The 20,633-nt window shown below is 27.8% G+C and carries 19 protein-coding genes and 1 other annotated feature; of the genes, 3 read left to right on the forward strand and 16 right to left on the reverse strand.

Translation table 11 applies throughout. The features are described 5' to 3' along the window. Positions 1 to 53: 53 nt before the first annotated feature. From ACEXNK_RS10655 to ACEXNK_RS10665, 3 genes are all read right to left on the reverse strand, one after another. The gene (locus ACEXNK_RS10655) at positions 54 to 1,163 is read right to left on the reverse strand and encodes an ABC transporter ATP-binding protein (protein ID WP_373598521.1); all 1,110 of its coding nucleotides are present in this window, start codon (positions 1,161 to 1,163) and stop codon (positions 54 to 56) included. Between the two features lie 108 nt (positions 1,164 to 1,271). Beyond that, on the reverse strand, positions 1,272 to 1,607 hold the full coding sequence (locus ACEXNK_RS10660; protein ID WP_373598522.1) for a YlbF family regulator: 336 nt from the start codon (positions 1,605 to 1,607) through the stop codon (positions 1,272 to 1,274). Positions 1,608 to 1,801: 194 nt separating this feature from the next. After that, a complete protein-coding gene (locus ACEXNK_RS10665; RefSeq protein ID WP_373598523.1) occupies positions 1,802 to 3,478 on the reverse strand; it encodes a ribonuclease J in 1,677 nt (558 codons plus the stop codon). Between the two features lie 211 nt (positions 3,479 to 3,689). Between ACEXNK_RS10665 and ACEXNK_RS10670 the strand changes: the two genes are divergently transcribed. Continuing rightward, the gene (locus ACEXNK_RS10670; protein WP_373598524.1) at positions 3,690 to 4,427 is read left to right on the forward strand and encodes a metal-dependent hydrolase; all 738 of its coding nucleotides are present in this window, start codon (positions 3,690 to 3,692) and stop codon (positions 4,425 to 4,427) included. Between the two features lie 23 nt (positions 4,428 to 4,450). On the opposite strand, the gene ACEXNK_RS10675 is transcribed toward ACEXNK_RS10670, so the two are convergent. The 10 genes from ACEXNK_RS10675 to ACEXNK_RS10720 all read right to left on the reverse strand — a co-directional run bounded on the left by ACEXNK_RS10675 (position 4,451) and on the right by ACEXNK_RS10720 (position 14,930). Then, positions 4,451 to 4,885 (reverse strand): Fur family transcriptional regulator, encoded by a 435-nt coding sequence (locus ACEXNK_RS10675; protein ID WP_373598525.1) that lies wholly within the window; start codon positions 4,883 to 4,885, stop codon positions 4,451 to 4,453. A 173-nt stretch (positions 4,886 to 5,058) separates the two neighbouring features. Then, complete coding sequence (locus ACEXNK_RS10680) at positions 5,059 to 6,021, reverse strand: LCP family protein (protein ID WP_373598526.1); 963 nt, start codon at positions 6,019 to 6,021, stop codon at positions 5,059 to 5,061. 87 nt (positions 6,022 to 6,108) lie between these two features. After that, positions 6,109 to 6,870, reverse strand: a complete 762-nt coding sequence (locus tag ACEXNK_RS10685) for a YdcF family protein (protein ID WP_373598527.1) — start codon at positions 6,868 to 6,870, stop codon at positions 6,109 to 6,111. A 118-nt stretch (positions 6,871 to 6,988) separates the two neighbouring features. After that, on the reverse strand, positions 6,989 to 7,258 hold the full coding sequence (locus ACEXNK_RS10690; protein WP_147546514.1) for a DUF1292 domain-containing protein: 270 nt from the start codon (positions 7,256 to 7,258) through the stop codon (positions 6,989 to 6,991). A gap of 67 nt (positions 7,259 to 7,325) precedes the next feature. Then, positions 7,326 to 7,751, reverse strand: a complete 426-nt coding sequence (gene ruvX, locus ACEXNK_RS10695) for a Holliday junction resolvase RuvX (protein ID WP_373598861.1) — start codon at positions 7,749 to 7,751, stop codon at positions 7,326 to 7,328. A 141-nt stretch (positions 7,752 to 7,892) separates the two neighbouring features. Continuing rightward, positions 7,893 to 10,058, reverse strand: a complete 2,166-nt coding sequence (locus ACEXNK_RS10700; RefSeq protein WP_373598528.1) for a hypothetical protein — start codon at positions 10,056 to 10,058, stop codon at positions 7,893 to 7,895. 9 nt (positions 10,059 to 10,067) lie between these two features. Continuing rightward, positions 10,068 to 10,328, reverse strand: coding sequence for an IreB family regulatory phosphoprotein (locus ACEXNK_RS10705; protein WP_373598529.1), 261 nt, complete (start codon positions 10,326 to 10,328; stop codon positions 10,068 to 10,070). 43 nt (positions 10,329 to 10,371) lie between these two features. Further along, positions 10,372 to 13,017 (reverse strand): alanine--tRNA ligase, encoded by a 2,646-nt coding sequence (alaS, locus tag ACEXNK_RS10710; protein WP_373598530.1) that lies wholly within the window; start codon positions 13,015 to 13,017, stop codon positions 10,372 to 10,374. A 63-nt stretch (positions 13,018 to 13,080) separates the two neighbouring features. Further along, positions 13,081 to 13,303 (reverse strand) — a binding site (T-box leader). A gap of 64 nt (positions 13,304 to 13,367) precedes the next feature. Beyond that, positions 13,368 to 14,453: a tRNA 2-thiouridine(34) synthase MnmA gene (gene mnmA / locus ACEXNK_RS10715; protein ID WP_373598531.1), complete on the reverse strand. Its 1,086-nt coding sequence runs from the start codon at positions 14,451 to 14,453 to the stop codon at positions 13,368 to 13,370. 57 nt (positions 14,454 to 14,510) lie between these two features. Beyond that, a complete protein-coding gene (locus ACEXNK_RS10720; protein WP_373598532.1) occupies positions 14,511 to 14,930 on the reverse strand; it encodes a hypothetical protein in 420 nt (139 codons plus the stop codon). 162 nt (positions 14,931 to 15,092) lie between these two features. Between ACEXNK_RS10720 and ACEXNK_RS10725 the strand changes: the two genes are divergently transcribed. Beyond that, positions 15,093 to 16,160, forward strand: a complete 1,068-nt coding sequence (locus ACEXNK_RS10725; protein WP_373598533.1) for a M24 family metallopeptidase — start codon at positions 15,093 to 15,095, stop codon at positions 16,158 to 16,160. 267 nt (positions 16,161 to 16,427) lie between these two features. Beyond that, positions 16,428 to 16,841, forward strand: coding sequence for a DUF3783 domain-containing protein (locus ACEXNK_RS10730; protein ID WP_373598534.1), 414 nt, complete (start codon positions 16,428 to 16,430; stop codon positions 16,839 to 16,841). A 32-nt stretch (positions 16,842 to 16,873) separates the two neighbouring features. On the opposite strand, the gene ACEXNK_RS10735 is transcribed toward ACEXNK_RS10730, so the two are convergent. The 3 genes from ACEXNK_RS10735 to ACEXNK_RS10745 form a co-directional block, all read right to left on the reverse strand. Beyond that, positions 16,874 to 17,794 (reverse strand): hypothetical protein, encoded by a 921-nt coding sequence (locus ACEXNK_RS10735; protein WP_373598535.1) that lies wholly within the window; start codon positions 17,792 to 17,794, stop codon positions 16,874 to 16,876. 108 nt (positions 17,795 to 17,902) lie between these two features. Further along, complete coding sequence (locus ACEXNK_RS10740) at positions 17,903 to 19,588, reverse strand: MFS transporter (protein WP_373598536.1); 1,686 nt, start codon at positions 19,586 to 19,588, stop codon at positions 17,903 to 17,905. Between the two features lie 256 nt (positions 19,589 to 19,844). Beyond that, positions 19,845 to 20,540: a hypothetical protein gene (locus ACEXNK_RS10745; RefSeq protein ID WP_373598537.1), complete on the reverse strand. Its 696-nt coding sequence runs from the start codon at positions 20,538 to 20,540 to the stop codon at positions 19,845 to 19,847. Positions 20,541 to 20,633: the final 93 nt, after the last annotated feature.

A 20,633-nucleotide genomic window follows, 5' to 3' on the forward strand; every position in this document is an offset into this window, starting at 1 on the left:
AAAAACTGTGAAACTAAAGTAACTTATTAGTTTCACAGTTTTAAAATTATATATTATCTTATAGCTTTAGTAGTTTCTTTATCAAATATATGAACTTTGTTTTTGTCTAATGCTAATTTTAGTTCTTGCCCATATTTCACATTGTATCTTGAATCAAATCTAGCTGTAACACTCTTTCCACCAACAGTTAAATAAGCATATACCTCTGCTCCCATAAGTTCACTTATTTCTACAGTTGCATTAAATATTGTATCTTCGCTATTATCTATAAATAAATCTTCTATATGAACATCTTCTGGTCTTATACCCAATACAACTTCTTTTCCTAAGTATCCATTTTTCTTTAACACATCAGACTTTACTTTATCTAAAGCTACCTTGAATCCTTCAGATTTTGCATAAACTACATTTTCTTCTTCTAATATACTACAATCTATCAAGTTCATTTGTGGTGCACCTATAAACCCTGCCACAAACATATTTTTTGGATTGTCATATACTTCTTGAGGAGTATCTATTTGTTGAATTACTCCATCTTTCATTATAACTATTCTATCTGCCATTGTCATAGCTTCAACTTGATCATGAGTTACATATATAAAAGTTGTTCCAAGTTTTTTATGTAGTTTAGTTATTTCTGTTCTCATCGCTGTTCTAAGTTTAGCATCTAGGTTTGATAAAGGTTCATCCATCAAGAATACCTTAGGATTTCTAACTATAGCTCTACCTAATGCAACCCTTTGTCTTTGTCCCCCTGATAAAGCTTTTGGTTTTCTATCTAAAACTTTTTCTAAGTCTAGTATTTTTGCTGCTTCTTTTACTTTAGCTTCTATTTCAGCCTTTGGCATCTTTCTTAATTTAAGTGCAAAAGCCATATTTTCATAAACACTTAAGTGAGGATACAACGCATAGTTTTGGAAAACCATAGCTATATCTCTATCTTTAGGAGCTACATCATTTACTATCTTATCTCCTATATATAATTCTCCTGAACTTATTTCTTCAAGCCCAGCTATCATTCTTAAGGTAGTTGATTTACCACAACCTGATGGTCCTACTAAAACAACAAATTCCTTATCTTGTATATCTATATTTACATCCTTTACCGCTTCATACCCATTATCATAAGATTTCCCTATACTTTTTAAAATTACCTCTGCCATATTTATCTCCCCCAATTATGTTTTCTATAATTAAAGTATAGTTTAGAAACGTTTTCTTATATATAGTTATATTAACTAAATAGTTTCATTCATTTTATACAATATTTCTTATCTATAATCTTCATATACTGCTGAAGCTAAGATTTTATTTATTTTTTCCATCATAGATGTAAATTTATATTCACTATCTAGATATTTACTTAATTCTTTATTATTTGATATTATCTTTCTTAACTCTTGTTCTGTTTTTATAGTATTTTTATCTACCGTTACTCCATTCATGCTTCTAGATTTTATTTCCATTTGAATTTTTCTATAGTTATTAAGAATCGATTCATACTTTGGATTATTTTTAACTATTTTCATATATTTTTTAAATTCTTTATATTCTTTGCTACTCTTTATATCACTTGCCAGTTTTGTAGTACTATCATAAATCCCCATAATTTACCTCCATAAAAAATTCGCTTCGCTCATGTCGCTAACGACTTCGTCCGTTGCTCAAAATGTACTTTTTTACTTTCATCAAGATATTGGCATGACTATACACTATGAGTTATCAGCAAATATTCGTTAAGCATACATTCCTTAAACGTAAAAAAGATTGAATATAATATATTATATTCAATCTTTCTCATTTATACCTCCATTATAATAGGAAGTATCATAGGATTTCTCTTAGTTCTTTGATATAAGTACTCTTTTAAGTTATCCTTTATATTATTTTTTAAATATGCCCACTCTTTTATATGACTTTCTTCACAAACAGTTAACACATTCTTTATTACAGATTTAGCTCCATCCATTAAGTCTTCTGATTCTCTTACGTATACGAATCCTCTAGATATTATATCTGGACCTGCTAAAACTTTACCGTCTTCTTTAGATATAGTAACAACAACTATCATAAGACCATCTTCTGATAAATGTTTTCTATCTCTTAGTACTATATTTCCAACATCTCCAACACCTAGTCCATCAACTAATACATTTCCTGTTGGTATGTGAGATGCTACTTTAGCTGAGTTTTTATCTATTTCTAAAACCTCACCTGTTTTCATAACAAATATGTTTTGACTTGGCATTCCTAAATCTTCTGCTATTTCTGCATGTTTCTTTAACATTCTAAATTCACCGTGTGCTGGCATAAAGAACTTAGGAGCAACTAATCTATGCATTAATTTTAACTCTTCTTGCTTAGCATGCCCTGAAACATGTATATCAGCTGCATCGTCATATACAACTTCTGCACCTTTTTCAAATAAACAATTTACTACTTTTGATATAAGCTTTTCATTCCCTGGTATTGGATGAGCAGATATTATTACTAAATCACCTTGTCTTATTTCTACTTTTTTATGCTCAGCAGATGCCATTCTTGCAAGTGCTGACATAGGCTCTCCTTGAGACCCTGTAGTTATTATAACTAATTCATTATCTTCATATTTATGAATATCATTTAAATCAATTAGCATGTCTTCATCTATATCTATATAACCTAAGTCTCTTGCTACACCCATAACATTTACCATAGATCTACCTGAAACAGCAACTTTTCTTTCAAATTTTTGAGCTGCATTAATTATTTGTTGTAGTCTGTGTATGTTAGATGCAAATGTAGCAACTATTATTCTGCTATTGCTACCTTTTCTAAATAAATCATCTAATCCTGTACCTACTGTTCTCTCCGACATAGTGTATCCTGGTCTTTCAACATTTGTACTGTCAGCCAGCATTAATAATACACCCTTTTTGCTTAATTCACATATTCTGTGAAAATCCATAACATCTCCATCTATTGGAGTTAAATCGATTTTAAAGTCCCCAGTATGGAATATTATTCCTTGATCTGTATGAACTGCTATTGCACAAGCATCTGGTATACTATGATTTACTTTTAAAAATTCAACATCGAAATTCTTAAGTTTTATAACTTGCTTTGGAGTTATTACATTTAAGTTTACGTTGTTTAACTTATGTTCTTTTAATTTTACTTGTATAAGTCCTACTGTAAGTTTAGAAGCATACACAGGAACATTTATCTTCTTTAATACGTAAGGTAATGCCCCTATATGGTCCTCATGACCGTGTGTTATAAATATTCCCTTTATTCTATCTTTATTTTTAACTAAGTAAGTTATATCAGGTATAACTATATCTACCCCTAACATCTCTTCTTCCGGAAAACTTAATCCTGAATCTATAACTATAATCTCATCTTTATATTCAATAACAGTCATGTTTTTCCCGATTTCATTTAGCCCTCCCAGAGCCATAACTTTAATTTTATTCAAACTCTTTTTGAACAATTGCATCATCTCCTTTTGTCTATATCTTTTTCGCACTCTAAAACGTTCTTAATTCATATACAAATAATATCAAATCACGCACTCTTTACCAGTTATTATAATTGTATCACAACTTGAACTATATTTTAAGATATATTTAAAATACATTTACCGTATTGTTTTGACAAAGTATAATTATTTTGGTATTCTCAAATTATAATATTTATAGGAGGTTAACATGCGTGGTAAAACTCACTTCACGATAGGTATATTGGCTTCATTACAAGCTTCTATACTATTTAATAAACCTCTTTCTCTTATTAATATTGCAGTTTGTTCTGTATGTTCAATACTGCCTGATTTAGACACTTCAAACTCAATTATATCTAATACAATTTTAAACCATAATCTTTCAAAAAAATTTTATAAATTTATTATATATTTTTTAGATATATTGATATTTTTAATCTCTATAAAAATAAACGATGATTTTTTAGTAAGTTCATTAGTAACATTTATAGCTATAATAATTCTAGAAGCTAAAATAACTCATGGTTTTTTAAGAAAATTATTTTTATCATTAATATTTATATTATTGGCAGTTTGTATATATCTAATTAATGGTAAATTTTATTTTATCTTATCTAGTATTATACTTGCAGTATTTCCTTGGTTAAAACATAGAAAACTATCCCATAGTTTACTAGCAATTTTAATACTAAGCTTTTTGCTTAAACAAATAGAAATATTAACTAATCTATCTAATCTATGTTTTTTTGGTACTATTGGATACTCGTCTCATTTATTTTTAGGAGATTTATTTACAAAATCAGGAATTCCAATATTTTATCCTTTTAGTGAAAGAAAATTTTCTTTAGGATTTTTAAGGGTTGGAGGTGCACTAAGTAACTTTTTAGAAATTGTATTCGTTATATTTTTAGTTTTTATAATAATATTGACCTTAATAAAATTATAAGCCCCTATATAAGGGGCTTATTTTTACTTACATTCTTCACATAAACCATAAAATTTAAGATCGTGATCTATTATACTAAAATTATATAAATTTTGAATCTCTAGCTCTATAGAATCTAATAAATCCTCTTTTACCTCTATTATTTTCCCACAATTTTTACATATTAGATGATGATGATTATGTGCATCAGAGTCATCTAAATCAATTTCATATCTTATACATCCATCATCTAAGTTTAATTTTGAAATTGCCCCTACTTCATCTAATAGTTGCATAGTTCTATAAACTGTTGCTAATCCTATTTCAGGACAATCAGTTCTAACTAAATCATATATTTCTTCACTACTTAAATGTTTATCCTTATGTTTTAATAACGTCTCTACTATCGCTCTTCTTTGAGGTGTTATCTTAAATCCCGTTTCTTTTAATTTTTCCTTTAATATATCCATTTGGTTCATTTATATTTACCACCTTTATTTTCAAATGATAATCTTTATTAATTATTTTAATTTAAATTATTGACTTTGTCAATATATGTACACAATTACACTTTATTAAATTAAATAAAAGTAAAGATAATTATCTTTACTTTTATAAATATACCCAAATATTAGCTTTTTTAATAATCTTTTTACTCATTATATATAAAGTTCCTTAAATTTTTTAAGTTTTCTGTTTTATCCCATTTTACTACAAAGCTATTATCTTTAGCTAATCTTCCCGACTCTCTATATTCTTCAAGTGGAAATTCCATTTGTTTTAACTCATAATTATATAAGTCTTTAGACGTAACTGCCAGTTTAATTAATTTAGGTATAGAAATGTTAACATCTACATATGGAAGCATTTCTTTTATTACTTTTGGATAGCTAGTTGCTGGTAATTCTACTAATTTATTAGCAATACTTTTTAGTACATCTCGCTGTCTTTTATCTCTTTCATAAATACTATCTATTTGTCTTATTCTAGCATATGCTAGTGCTTGATATCCATTTAATAACTGTTTTCCATCACTTCTTATAAATTGAGGTTCTTCAGCTTCTTTTTCAGCTAGATTAAATGAATTAACTATAACGTCATTAAGATGCGATATTTCTTTTTCATGTATGTCTATTTCAACTCCACCTATGACATCTACCAAGTCTATAAATGAATTAAAATTAACTGCTATATAGTCATCAATATCTATTTTTAAGTTTTTTTCAATAGTTTCTAATAATAGTTCTGCCTTACCATATGCATAAGCATGTGTAAGTTTTTCATATCCATGTCCAGGTATATTAACTAATGTATCTCTTGCTAAAGATGTTAACTTTAAACTTTTATTTTTATTATCTACAGTTAAAATCATCATTGAATCTGACCTTCCTATTTCATTAAAATCGCCAGAATCACTTCCTATTAGTAATATATTAGATACATCATTGTTCTTTGGTACAGAACCTGTTTCCATATTTTGTTGTTCTGTAGCTACTTTTAATTCATTTTTATTTATTAACTTATTATAACTATTTATTGCATATATATTTCCTGCAGTAAATATCATAATAACTAATACACTTAACATAATACAAATTTTTTTAAATTTATTCATATGCATTTCCCCTTATATTTTTGTTAATTCTATTTTAACCATTTGAATAAATTTAAATCTTATTTTAGAAATATTTACATTAAATATCTATATATTTAACCCTATATCAAATATAGCAGATTTTATTACTGCAAAAAATTCTCTCGCATAATATACTGGTATAAATTGTTTTATAGATCTATCTGTACAGAAAGTTATATCATCATATCCATTCTTTTTTGCTATTAAAAAGCTTCTAAAACTATGAAAATCTGTAGTTACAACTTTGACTCCTACTTTATTTATATCTTTATTACTATGTTTTTCAATTTTTTCTTTACTATACTTAAAGTTTTCATATGTACTAGTAGATTTATCTTCCATTATAATTTTATCTTTTGATATACCATTTTCTTCTAGATATCTTTTCATAGCTTCTGCTTCTGATATTTTTTCTCCGCTTCCTTTTCCTCCAGAAACAACTATGTAACAATCATCTTTACTTTTTTTAAGGTAGTCTATAGCCGTATCTAGTCTCCTTCTTAAAGTTAAGCTAGGTGTAGTTCCTTTTACTGCAGCTCCTAATACTACCATATAATCACAATCATCTTCATAATTGTGTTTTGGGAAAAATACAATTAAACTTTCAACTATTAAAAATATAGCTAACCCTGTTGCTATCAATATATTTATAAACTTTTTTAACTTTTTATTTAATACTACTTTGTTTTTCAAAAAGTGATATACCAATAAAACTATACCAACTCCTAAGAAAAACCCATCAAATGCCATACCATTATACCTAACTTCTAGGTAAGCATAATATGCTATTAAAATTAATCCTATTACTAAATCTATGTATTTTGTCAAATTCTTCCTCCTGCATTTTTTAACTCTATTATAACATATAATTTTTTTATTTTTTAGATTTAAAAAAGGAGTACCGTTTTGGTACTCCTAATTATAAACTATACAATTTTAATATTAATTACTCTTCGTCGTAATCTAATCCTTCTTCTTCCATTAAAGTATTGTAAACAGCAACAACTGTTTCATACTCATCATCATTTTCAAGTGGAGTTAATATATCTCCTTCTTCATCTGAATCAATTCTAAATATTAAAGCTTCTTCTGCTTCATTATCATCTAAAGGCATAAGTATAGCATACTCTTTTCCTTCTGCTTCTAAAGTTAATATTATTTCAAATTGTATTTCGTTTCCGTCTTGGTCTATTAAATTTACTATATTTTCTTGCATGTGCCTCACCTCAAATTTAATTATTTAAATATATTATAACGTATATCTACATTATTTTATATAGGTTTTAGAAAATTCTTTTGCTATCTAAGTATCCTTGAAGGATTATTACAGCAGCTAGCATATCTATAACTTTTTTTCTTTTTTCTCTTCTAACATCAGCTTCTATTAAAGATCTTTCAGCTGCAACAGTAGATAATCTTTCATCCCAATACTCTATTTTAATTCCAGTTTCTTCTTCTAAAAGTTCACAGAACTTTATAACTTTTTCACCTTGTGGTCCTAATGTTCCATTCATATTTTTAGGAAGGCCTGAAACTATCTTTGTCACTTGTCTTTCTTTTATGATAGCTTTTAATTCTTCTATATCCTTTTTCTTACCCACTCTTCTAACAGTTTTAACACCTTGAGCTGTAATTCCCATAAGATCACTTGTCGCAACTCCTATAGTTTTATCTCCGACATCAAGCCCCATTATTCTTCCATCTAATATCATATAAATCTCCTTGATTAATCAATTTTTAGTAACTTATTAACTATATGTATATACTATATTCTTATTCTACTCTAATTTCAACACATTATGTAGAAAAGATTAAGGGAGTAACAAAATGTTACCCCCTTAGCATAATTTTTAATCTCTATCAAAAATTATCATATTTATACTCATAATCAATAATGGTATAAGTATATAAATAGCAGCTGTTGATGCTGCAACTATTCCTGAATCATTAACTACTAATGTTACTATACATCCTACTGTAGAGGCTACAAATCCTTTAAATATATATGGATACTTTTCTTCCAACTTTTTAAAATGTTTAGTTGGTTTAAATATAAACTTAGTCATAAATCCAGCTATAAATAAAGCTATAACTATAAAGATATTACTTGTAGCTATATCTATATTCATTTGTATTTTTCTAGCAAAAGTTTGAACTATTGCCCCTGGTCCATTTGTTATAATTTGATTAACAAATCCTGACAAGTGAGATTCACTCTTAGAAATTATATCTAAGATTGCAAATAAAAATACTATTACAACTGGAACTAATCCTATCAATATATATTTTTTAAGATCCATCTTCACATCAAATGCAAGTAATATGAACAGTGCATATGCTACAGATTCAGAGATTGAACCTCCAACATTAGCTCCCATCGAAGGATATGCACTTGTTATTAAAATTATTGAAGAAAATACTACTATACTCCACTTTGGTATCTTCTTATAATTAACTAGTACAGATAATGCAAATATAGCACATCCTATTGTTATGCCTTCATATTCATTTCCTATACCGTAATATCTAGCACCAATTATTGCATCATAACTCATAATGTTATTTTGCATTAAATGTGTACCAAATATAGAATCAATAACTATAACTATAATTGTAATTATTGAAAAGAATCCCATATAAGTTATATCATTTTTAAAGAATATTTTACCTATAATATATAACCCAATTAAGGTTCCTAGTATTTCCATAACTATTCCAAATTGTGTAGATAAATTAAAGATAGGTGCAACTATAAATGCTAAAGGTATTAATATACCTAACTTGATAAATTCTTTTAAAATACCAAAGATCATTTCTTTTTTCGGCATTTTATCTTTAAAAAATAATAATATAGTTGCTATTACACATGCCACAGCAACTATGCCTACAGAAGTGTTAACTATAGTACTTCTAACTCCTAGCATAGAAACCATTTTTTCAAACTCATGATTTATAAAGTCTATATTATTTTCTTTATCTACATTTATTAATTTTTTTCCTACCATTTCTTTATTTTCTAAACCAAATTTAGAAAGTATATCTACACCTATATCTATATTTCCAACTACACCATCTCTTCTAGTTGTAGCAGAGCTTAAAACTCCTTTACCAGAACCTTCAAATTTAATTACAGGTGATAGTCTTTTTTGGTTTTTATAGTCTTCTCTACTTGGAAATGTAGATGTTATATAAACTGTATCATTTTCATTTACCATTTTAAAAACTTCATTTAAATATGAATCTATATTTTTATATATTTTTGATTTCATATCTTTATAAGTTTCGTCATTTAAGTAATTTCTATATTCATCTAATCTATATGTATCTCCAAGTTCTACAAATACTACATCACTATTATCATAAAACTTTTTAGTTTCACTTTTTAGCTTATCATAATCAGTTCTGATTCCATAAGGCATAGTGTTGTCTTTTGTATTTATATTGTCTACATTACCAGCTTCAACTCTACCTATGTTGTCCATAGCCATTAAAGCTATGTTTCTATTTATTAATAATTCTCCATTATTAACTTTATCGGCATTGCCTATAACAGAAACCTTCTTTTTTTCGTCCGCTAAAGTTTGCCCTAGTGAACCAAGTTTTGATCCATAAGAACCATTCTCTAAGTTTTCACTTAGAGAATAGTTTATAGTCATATCATTTATTTTTTTAGGATTGTGTCCTGTTTCAGCTTTATAGGCTTTGGCATTGTCTTTATTTACTTCTTCAAAGTTTATAAGACCTTGACTTGCTAAAGTAACTCTTCCACCTGCACCTATTGCTGCATATGACCTTCTATCATCAGTACCTCGGTCACCTATGATATTCATAAGCCCTATATATCCTTCATCCTCTAGTTTTTTAGATAAAGAGTCTATACTTAACATATCTTCTAGATTAGATCTATTCATGTTAATAAGTATTACTTTTCCTTTATCATCTGCAAAACTAGTAGTTGTTATAGCACTTATAAGTACAATTAATGTAGTTAATAAGGATACAATCTTTTTTTTCATAAGATTGACCTACTTTCTATTGTTCAAATAATAAGTAATAACCTCTTCTAGGATTTCATCTCTTTCAAACTTTTTCATAATTCCTCTAGCATTGTTATGACTTGTTATATAGCTAGAGTCTCCTGAAAGAATGTAACCTATAATTTGATTTATAGGGTTGTATCCTTTTTCTGTTAAAGCATCATATACTAAATCAATAGCTTCACTGACACTCATTTGTTCAGATGTTATACCTTCGAATTTCATTGTAAAATCCATATTTTCATTCATACTACAACACCCCTATCATTTTATTTGTTTGTTATTTTGTTAATTATTTTACTTGAGATTTTAATACCTCAGTTGCATGATTTAAAGCTTCGTCAACCTTAGTTACATCTGGTGCTCCAGCTTGTGCCATATTAGGTCTTCCTCCACCTTTTCCACCAGCAGTTTGTGCAACTTCTCTAACAATGTTACCAGCATGAACACCTTTTTCAACTGCATCTTTTGTAGCTGTAGCAACAAAGTTTATTTTTCCTCCTGCTACATTAGCTAATACTACTACACCAGAAGCTAATTTGTCTCTTAATGTGTCTGCAGTATTTCTTAATGTGTCCATATCCATATCTTCAAACTTAGCTGTAACTATGTTAACTCCATTTATATCTACTTTAGAGTCTAATATAGAGTCAGCAGATTGTAAACTCATTTTAGCTTTAACTTCATTTAATTCTTTATTTAATGTTTTAGTTTCTTCTAATAAGCTTGACACTCTAGCTGTTAAGTTATCTTCTCTAGCTTTTACAGCAGTACAAACTTCATTTATTAAGTGTTGCTTGTTATTTAAGAAGTTGTAAACTTCTTTACCTGTTATAGCTTCTATTCTTCTTACTCCAGCTGCAACTCCACCTTCAGAAAGTATCTTAAACATACCAACTTGAGCAGTGTTTGTTAAGTGAGTTCCTCCACATAATTCCATTGAGAAGTCTCCCATAGTTACAACTCTTACTTCATCTCCGTATTTTTCACCGAATAATGCAGTAGCACCTTTTTTAGAAGCATCTACCATACTCATGTTTTCACAAGTTATGTCTAAAGCTTCAAATATTGCATCATTTACTTTTTCTTCTATAAGTTTTAATTCATCTTTTGATATAGCTTCAAAGTGAGTTATGTCAAATCTTAATCTTTCAGGAGTAACAAGTGATCCAGCTTGGTTAACGTGATCTCCTAATACTTCTTTTAATACTTTGTGAAGTATATGTGTAGCACTGTGGTTTCTAGCAGAAGCTAATCTTACTTCTTTATCAACTTTAGTATATACTACATCTCCTAAGTTTATAATTCCTGATTTAACAACACATATATGTTTTATAGTGTTATTTGGTCCTTTTTTAGTATCTATTACTTCAACTACAACATCTTCGTTTTTGTTAACTAAAAGACCTTTATCTCCTACTTGTCCTCCACCTTCTGCATAGAAAGCAGTTTTATCAAGAACTATTATAACTTCATCTCCTACACTAGCAGACTCTACTAATTCATTGTCTTTAGCTATACCTTTTACAGTTGATTCTATAGATAAAGTATCATATCCTTCAAAGTTTGTAACTATGTTTTTGTCTAGTTTAGCTATAGCATCTTCTTTCCAAGCTTCACCATCCATGTTACCTCTAGCATCTCTAGCTGTTTGTCTTTGTTTTTCCATTTCAGATTGGAATCCTTCTTCATCTATTTCTAAATGTTCTTCTTCTAATATTTCTTTAGTTAAGTCTACAGGGAATCCATAAGTATCGTATAATCTAAATGCATTTTCTCCACTTAGAATTTTTTCATTTTTATTTTTTAAATCTTCTATATATGAAGCTAATATTTCGCTTCCTTTATCTATTGTTTCATTGAACTTTTCTTCTTCTATTCTTATAACTTTTTTGATGTAGTCAGCTTTTTCTACTAACTCTGGGTAAGCTTCTCCACTTACAGCTATAACTTCATCAACTAATTTATATAAGAAAGGTTCTTTCATTCCTAATAATTTACCATTTCTTGCAGCTCTTCTAAGTAATCTTCTTAAAACGTATCCTCTACCTTCATTTGATGGTAATACTCCATCTGCAACTAAGAAACTTACACTTCTTATATGGTCAGTTATTATTCTTATTGATTTATCAACTTTGTATTCTTTTCCATAAGTTGAGTTTGTCATTTTCTCTACAGAATGTAGTATATGCTTTATAGTATCAACATCAAATATAGTGTTAACTCCTTGCATTATACAAGCTATTCTTTCAAGTCCCATACCTGTATCTATGTTTTTGTTCTCAAGTGGGTTGTAGTTTCCTTCTTCATCTTTGTTAAATTGAGAGAATACATGGTTCCAGAATTCTAAATATCTGTCACAGTCACATCCTGGTTTACAATCAGGATTGTCACATCCATATTCTTCACCTCTGTCAAAGTGTATCTCTGAACAAGGTCCACAAGCACCAGTTCCTATTTCCCAGAAGTTATCTTCTTTACCTAATCTTACTATTCTTTCTTTTGGTATACCTATTTCTTTTTCCCATATTTCGAAAGCTTCATCATCTTCAAAGTATACACTTACCCATATTTTATCTTGAGGTATATTTAAGTGTTCTGTAACGAACTCCCATCCCCATTTTAAAGTTTCTTCTTTGAAGTAGTCTCCAAAAGAGAAGTTACCTAACATCTCGAATAATGTAGCATGTCTAGCTGTAACACCAACATTTTCTATATCACCTGTTCTTACACATTTTTGGCAAGTACTCATTCTTTTACTTGGTGGAACTTCTACTCCTGAAAAATAATTTTTAAGTGGTGCCATTCCTGCATTTATTAATAATAAACTCTTATCATTTTGTGGCACTAGTGGATAACTTGGTTGAACTAAATGTCCTTTTGATTCAAAGAAGTTTAAAAACTTGCTTCTTATTTCGTTTAATCCCATCTTTTGCATTAAAATTTCCTCCTTGATTTATGTATTTATCTGATAATAAAAAAATCCCCGCCTCTATAATACTATAGGGGCGAGGATATATCTCGCGGTACCACCCTAATTACTGTAAATAAATTTACAGTATCTTCGGAAAACCTTAAGTTATAACGGAACTACCGTCAACTCCTACTTAGTTTCAAAGTTGATACTCCAAGACTGCTTCAATTAATCTATCATAAGGGTTCTCACCATACCCCTCTCTCTGTAAAGCATCAATTAATTTACTACTTCTCTTCATTGTATGTTTTTTATATATACTATTTTATTATAGTTATATTACTAAATTTTATAAAAATAATCAATACTTTTTTCTATAGGCTTCTATCTATTATTCCTCCACCTACAACTTTATCATTGTCATACATTACTACTGATTGACCTTTAGTTATAGCTCTTTGAGGTTCGTCAAATACTATTTTAACAGTATTTTCACCTATTTTAGTTACAGTTGCATCTGCAGGTCTTGCTGAGTATCTTATTTTAGCTTGTACTCTTATAGGTTCTTTTATATCATCTATAGCTATTAAGTTTACATCTTTAGCTATTAATCCTTTAGTGAATATATCTTCGTTATCTCCTAATACAACAGTATTTTTAACAGGATCTATATCAACAACAAACATAGGCTTTCCAAATGCTATTCCAAGACCTTTTCTTTGCCCTATTGTATAGTTTATTATACCAGTATGTTTTCCTAAAACATTACCTTTAGTATCTACAAAAAATCCTGAGTCAATTCTCTTATTAGAATGTTTTTTTACATATCCAGCATAGTCGTTATCTTTTACAAAACATATTTCTTGACTATCTGGTTTATTATGAACATCTATACCTATTTCTTTAGCTATTTCTCTAACTCTATCTTTCTCATAATCACCTATTGGTAATAATGTATGTTCTAATTGTTCTTGAGTTAAATTGTATAATGCATAAGTTTGATCTTTTTTATCCGTAACTGATTTCTTTAATAAAAATCTACCAGTCTCTTCATCTTTTTCTATCTTAGCATAGTGTCCTGTAGCTACATAATCACATCCTATTTGACGAGCTTTATTAAAGAAGTCATCAAACTTTATGTGTTTATTACATGCTATACATGGATTTGGAGTTCTTCCGTTTAAATATTCATCTATAAATGGATTTATTACCTTTTCTTTAAATACGTCACTAAAGTTTAATACGTAAAAAGGAATACCTATTCTATCTGCAACTTTTCTTGCATCTTCAACCGCTGCTAATGAACAACAACCACCTTCGTTTTCTATAAGTTCATCATCATCATCTTGCCATAGCTTCATAGTAACTCCGATTACATCGTATCCTTGCTCTTTTAAAAGATATGCTGCAACAGAACTATCTACTCCACCACTCATACCGATCATTACTCTTTTTTTCATATTATCACCTCGTTCTTTATATTATATATATTTTATATTATTTTTTAAAGTATTAACTTATACTCTATCTACAAAATCATTAGCCTTTATATATAAATAATTATTCTTTATCATTTTTCTATAAGTTCTTATAAACCATATTCCACTTATTAATGTAATAATATATATAGGCCACCCTATTACAAGAATAGTAGAAAATATTATACTAATTAGTATTCCTATTGTAGAGATTATTAATCTACTATCTATCATAGATATAAAATCTGGGAATAAATTTATAGTAAACATACTCATACCTAATAATACTAACATACCTACAATCATTAAACCTGTAAAAATAATAGGTGGAACTATTAATACTTTAGACACTGTTTCTAAAACTTTTTCTAATATTGTTTTTATTATTAAATTTTTCCCTTTATTTGCACCTTTTGATAATCTATAAGTTATACTTTTTAAAAATTCAGCTCTATTCATAATATACTCCTTTAGACTAATATTCAAAATAAAACTTATATCTATAATATCTTTTTTGTACCACTTATAACAAGTGTATATCTTCAAAATATTTTAATTAATTACAAATACTGCTATAATATATTCCAAGAAAACCTTTTTCTAATTATAAGGGGGTATATTATGAATAGAATAGAGAGACTTTCATTATTACTTAATGAAAATAATTTAGATGCAATATTTTTGACTAAGCAATCTAATGTTAATTACATTAGTAAATTTACTGATGAGGCTGCATTTGTACTTGCTTGCAAAGATAAACATTATCTTATAACTGATGGTAGATTTACAGAGTTAGCTCAAAAAGAATGTGTAGATTTTGAAATAATTAACTGGCATTTATTTGATAGAAACCTTATAAAAGCAGTTGATCATGTTTGTAAAGAAAATAACGTTAAAAGATTAGGTTTTGAAAAAAACAATATAACTTTTGATAGATATGAATCTTTAAAAAACATACTAAATGATGTTGAACTTATTGGAACAGAAGGTATGGTTGAGTCTTTAAGATATATAAAAGATGAAACTGAAGCAAGTTATATAAAAAAAGCATGCGAAATAAGTGATAAAGCCTTAGAAGAGTTAGTACCTCATATTAAAGTTGGTGTTAGCGAAAAAGAACTTTGTGCAAAACTTGAATATTATTTAAAAATGAATGGTGCTGATGAAATAGGTTTTGAAACTATTTTAATTTCAGGAAGTAAAACATCTTTACCTCATGGTAAACCAGATAAAAAGTTAATAGAAGAAGGTGACTTTGTAACTATAGATTTTGGAGCTAAGTACAATGGTTATATATCTGATATGACTAGAACTTTCGTAGTAGGTAAAGCAAGTGATAAACATATAGAAATATATAACTTAGTTAAAGAAGCTCAACAGGTTGGTCTTGATAACTTAAGGGCAGGTGTTTTAGCAAATGAACCAGATAAAGCTATAAGAGAAGTTATAAAAAAATATGAAGAATTTTACTATCCAGGAATAGGTCACGGTGTTGGTATGGACTTACACGAAGAACCTTTCTTAGGAAACTATGGAGCTAAGGTTATTGAAGAAGGTTGTATCATAACTATGGAGCCTGGATTATATATACCTGGTTTTGGTGGAGTTAGAATAGAGGATACTGTTGTGGTTACTAAAGATGGTATAGAAATACTTACTAAGTTCCCTAAAGATTTAATGATATTATAAAGTAAAAAATTCGCTTCGCTCATGGCGCCAACGACTTCGTCCGTTGCTCAAAATGTCCTTTTTTACTTTCAGCAAAATATTAGTATGACTATACTCTATAAGTTAGCAACAGATATTCGTTAAGCTTAAATTCCTTAAGCGTAAAAAGGAGGTTATATTTTCTATAGCCTCCTTTTACTTTATAATATTATATTCCATAATTCGCTATGTTTAAATTATTTTAAAATAGGTATTAATAATAATATTAATTATATTACGGAGGTTACTATGAGTTTTGAAAATATAAATAAAATATCTACTAGTGATGATATAACTTGTGCTATGCTTTACAATTTTAACGCTAAAGAATTAACTATGTTGAAAAATATATGTGGCTTAATTGGAATTAAAGATAAAATTATACTTACTCCGAAAAACGGAAATACTATAGTTAAAGATATTTTAAATAATAATCTAGATGAAACTTGTGAAAATGGATTAAATAATAAAGCAGTTATTTTTAATAATATAGATCACAGTAAAATACATGCTTTTATAGATTCTTTAAAAAGATTTAGAATGCAACTTCCTTTAATTGCTGTAGTTACTGAAACTTCAATTAATTGGGATGTTAATACTCTAATAAAAAACTTAGTTGATGAAAGAGAAGCTTTGAAATCTGGGAAAAAAATCGAACACTAGTAAATACCCGTAACTTTAGATTACGGGTATTTTTATAGTAAACTTAATTTTTTAGGAATATATATAAATGAAATTATAGATATTATCCAAAAACTTATATCAAACTTTAATACTAGTGAACCTAAAAATGCCATTCCCATAAAGTTTAAAGCTTTTATAGATTTTGTTTTTTGATAAGTATATATTCTTAAAAATGCATATGCATCTCTAAGTAAAAAATAATAAATTATATATTTTATAGTTTCTGTTACAGTTAGTAAGTATACTTGATTTATATTATATCCTATTAAATTTTTTATCTGTAATAAAAATAAATATGCTAATCCTCCATATATACTATATTTAGAACAATGTATATAGTTTGCATATTTTCTTATATTCTTTAATATATAAAACTTTTCATTACCTTCTTCTTTTAAACATTTTAGTCTACTTCCTATAAATAAACTTCCAAAGTAAGTCATAATTATAGTTCCTAAAGGAAGTGTGGCTATTAGTATATAAAACATTACTTCTTTTGCATTTTCACTTATAGGAACAGCTCTTAGCATTTCTTTATAATCCTTCATAAAACTAAACCCTGTTAAATTAGCTAAAAATACATCTATTAAAACCATTATAAAGCATGCAGCTATACTTAAATAAAACATATCATCAAGTATTTTACTCTTTTTAGTTATAATGTAGCCTGTCATAATTCCAATTAACATGCTTTGACTCATAAAAATTGCTGAACCAATATCCCCTATTACCAATCCTATTATTGCTAGACATGTTATCATAGCCAATATTGTAAATTTAAAATCACATCTTAAATATATAATAGCTATAAATATAGGAACTATTATATCTATATATAATGTATATAAAAGTCCTGTGCTTATAGCAAATATACTGCAAACTATAAATAAAGCAGACATTACTGCTGCTTCTGTCATCTTTCTAATTTCCATGTAATTCCTCCTTTCTATAAACAATTATATCTATATATTATATCATATCCCCTATAGATGATACCTTCATATGTAAAAAGGGCTGTTTTTAACAGCCCTTTTGGTTATCTATTTAGTTTTTACATTATGTTTATTTTTTATAAATAGTGATGCTATAAATCCTAGTCCAGCTATTACAGCAGTTCCTATAAATAAGTGCGCATACCCTTGGTTCATAGTATATTGATATGCATGTTCTATTGCTGGTTTAGCTTTATCTAAACTTATTAGATAATTATTTTTTAAGGCTGCAAAATCAATATTAGGATTTGCTCCCATAGTATGTTGTAATCCATTAAACATTGATATCATAAATGATTTAACAGTTTCAAAAATATTAGTAACATCAGCATTTTGAAATTTACTCATCATATCAGCTGAAGCTCCACTTCCTCCAAGTGAACCACCAGGTATTCCTTGGATATGAGGCATTACCTTTTCAATTGCTCCAGGAACTTTTCTACCAGCATCTGATACAAAGTTTATAAGTAAATTTGGAGATACCGCAACCCCTATAGAACGAAGTAATGATACTGTTGATTGTCCCATAGATATCTCTTCTGGTTTAACCAAACTCATCATTAAATAGTTTACAGGTGTTCCCATAGTAAATCCCATACCTATTCCCATGAATGCTAATCCTATTGTTAAGTTTATAAAATTTGGATTATTAGCAGTTACCATAGCTTGATATAATACTCCAAATATATTTGCAAAAAATCCTAGTAACAATAATTTTTTAACTCCAAACTTATCGATAAACTTACCTCCAAGTGGTGCTGCTATACCTGTAAATACAGCAAATAAAGTTACAATATAACCTCCACTACCTTTTTTAAGTCTTAATACATTTTCTGCAAATTGTGGTAAAAATACAGTACTCATAAGTCCACAACCAACTATAAAACTTATAAATAAAGTTAATGCTGTTTGTTTATTAGTAAAGAAATTTAAGTTTAATACTGGATCTTCTGCTCTTTTTTCTATATATACAAATATAGGAAGCATAACTATAAATATTAATAAGTAAGGCCATACATCTATTGATTTTATTGAGTTTGCAAAATCATAGAATTTTAAATTAGTTAATGCATACATAATTGATGCAACTAAAATACTTATTGCAACTGATCCCCAAACATCCATTTTTTTGATATCTGTTTCTTTTTTATTTTCATCTAATTTTAAAGCTGCAAATATTATAACTATACTTATAGGAACATTTACTAAAAATAAAAATCCCCATCTACTATCTCCTGCCATAGAAAGTATAAAACTACCTAATGTAGGTCCTAGAACTGTAGCTATTCCGTATACTCCACCTACCATTCCAAGTGCTGAACCTCTTTTTTCTTCTGGAAAAGATGCTCCTATATAAGCTGTGGCTATCGGCATTATACCTCCTCCACCTATAGCTTGAATAACTCTTGAAACTAATAAAAATTCATAACTACCTACAATATCTGAAATTCCACAAAGTAAAGAACCTGTACCAAATAATACAACACAAATCATATATACTTTTTTTCTTCCATATGTATCTGCTAGTTTACCTGTTATAGGCATAGATACTGCATATGCTAAAGTGTATATGGTTATCATCCAAACACTAGCTGACTCTGATATAGAAAGTCCACTAGCTATTACATTTCTCGCTGGTGATACTATTCCCGAGTCCATAGCACCCATGAATATACCTAGTAAAAATACTAACATAGCAATTCCTGTGCTATTTTTCTTTAACGTTTCACTCATAAAAAAACTCACTCCTATTCTACTGTTGTTAATACTTTAAATGTACGAGTTTGTGTTTTTATAAATATCGATTATAAATATTTTAAAACTTAATATTTTATAATATTAAACCCTAAAATAACTATAATACTACTCATACAACTATTACATTTTAATTCAACACTTATTCATATACCCATATAAAAAGTAATTATTCATAACATATATATATAAATAAAAAGCTATACTGAAATATTTATTTCAATATAGCTTTGTTTTACTTAAATTTAAATGGGTTTACTCTTATAGCATTGTTGTATAAATATGGATAAAATTTCTCTAAGTATTCCAAATAATGAACCCACTGAATTGTAATATTTTTATATACTCTTATTACATCATTTTCTATATGTCTTATATCTATTTCTCCATCAGTGTCATTTTCAATAAATATTATTTCATCTCTTAAATGTATAACTGACATCAACAAGTCTGTGAAAATTTGATGTTGTAATATATTTTCATTACTTATTAAATTTATAAATAAGCTACTGTTTTCTTGCAATAAGATTTTTATAGCATCTATATCCAATTCATTTATATCTACTTTATACTTATGATTTTCTACTGCAGCTTTAACTTTATTTAGGTCTTCAAAAGATAATATATAGTTTTTAGCATCTTTATCTGCATCTATTATAAGATGCATAAGTTTACTTCCAACTTCTGTAAAAAATATACCCACTAGCATATTTAATTTTTCTAATCTTTCTTTTTTAGCCCTATAGTCTATTAATTTTTCTAAAATTATAGTTACAACTAAACTATTTATAGGTATAAAACATAAATTCATAAGAGAATAATATGCAGTATTTATTGCCTGGCCAAATACCATGTAATGAATTCCAAACATTATTGCAGATAAAAAGATTAATATGAATGATATAACGAAATAATATTTGATTTTATTCACAAAAAGTTCCTCCTTGTATGTTTAATTAAATTTTTCTTTATTATAGCACAACTTATATTTATATAATTTACTTTATTTGTCCACCCTATTATT

Source organism: Paraclostridium bifermentans, assembly GCF_964259345.1.
Taxonomy (GTDB): Bacteria; Bacillota; Clostridia; order Peptostreptococcales; family Peptostreptococcaceae; genus Paraclostridium; species Paraclostridium bifermentans_B.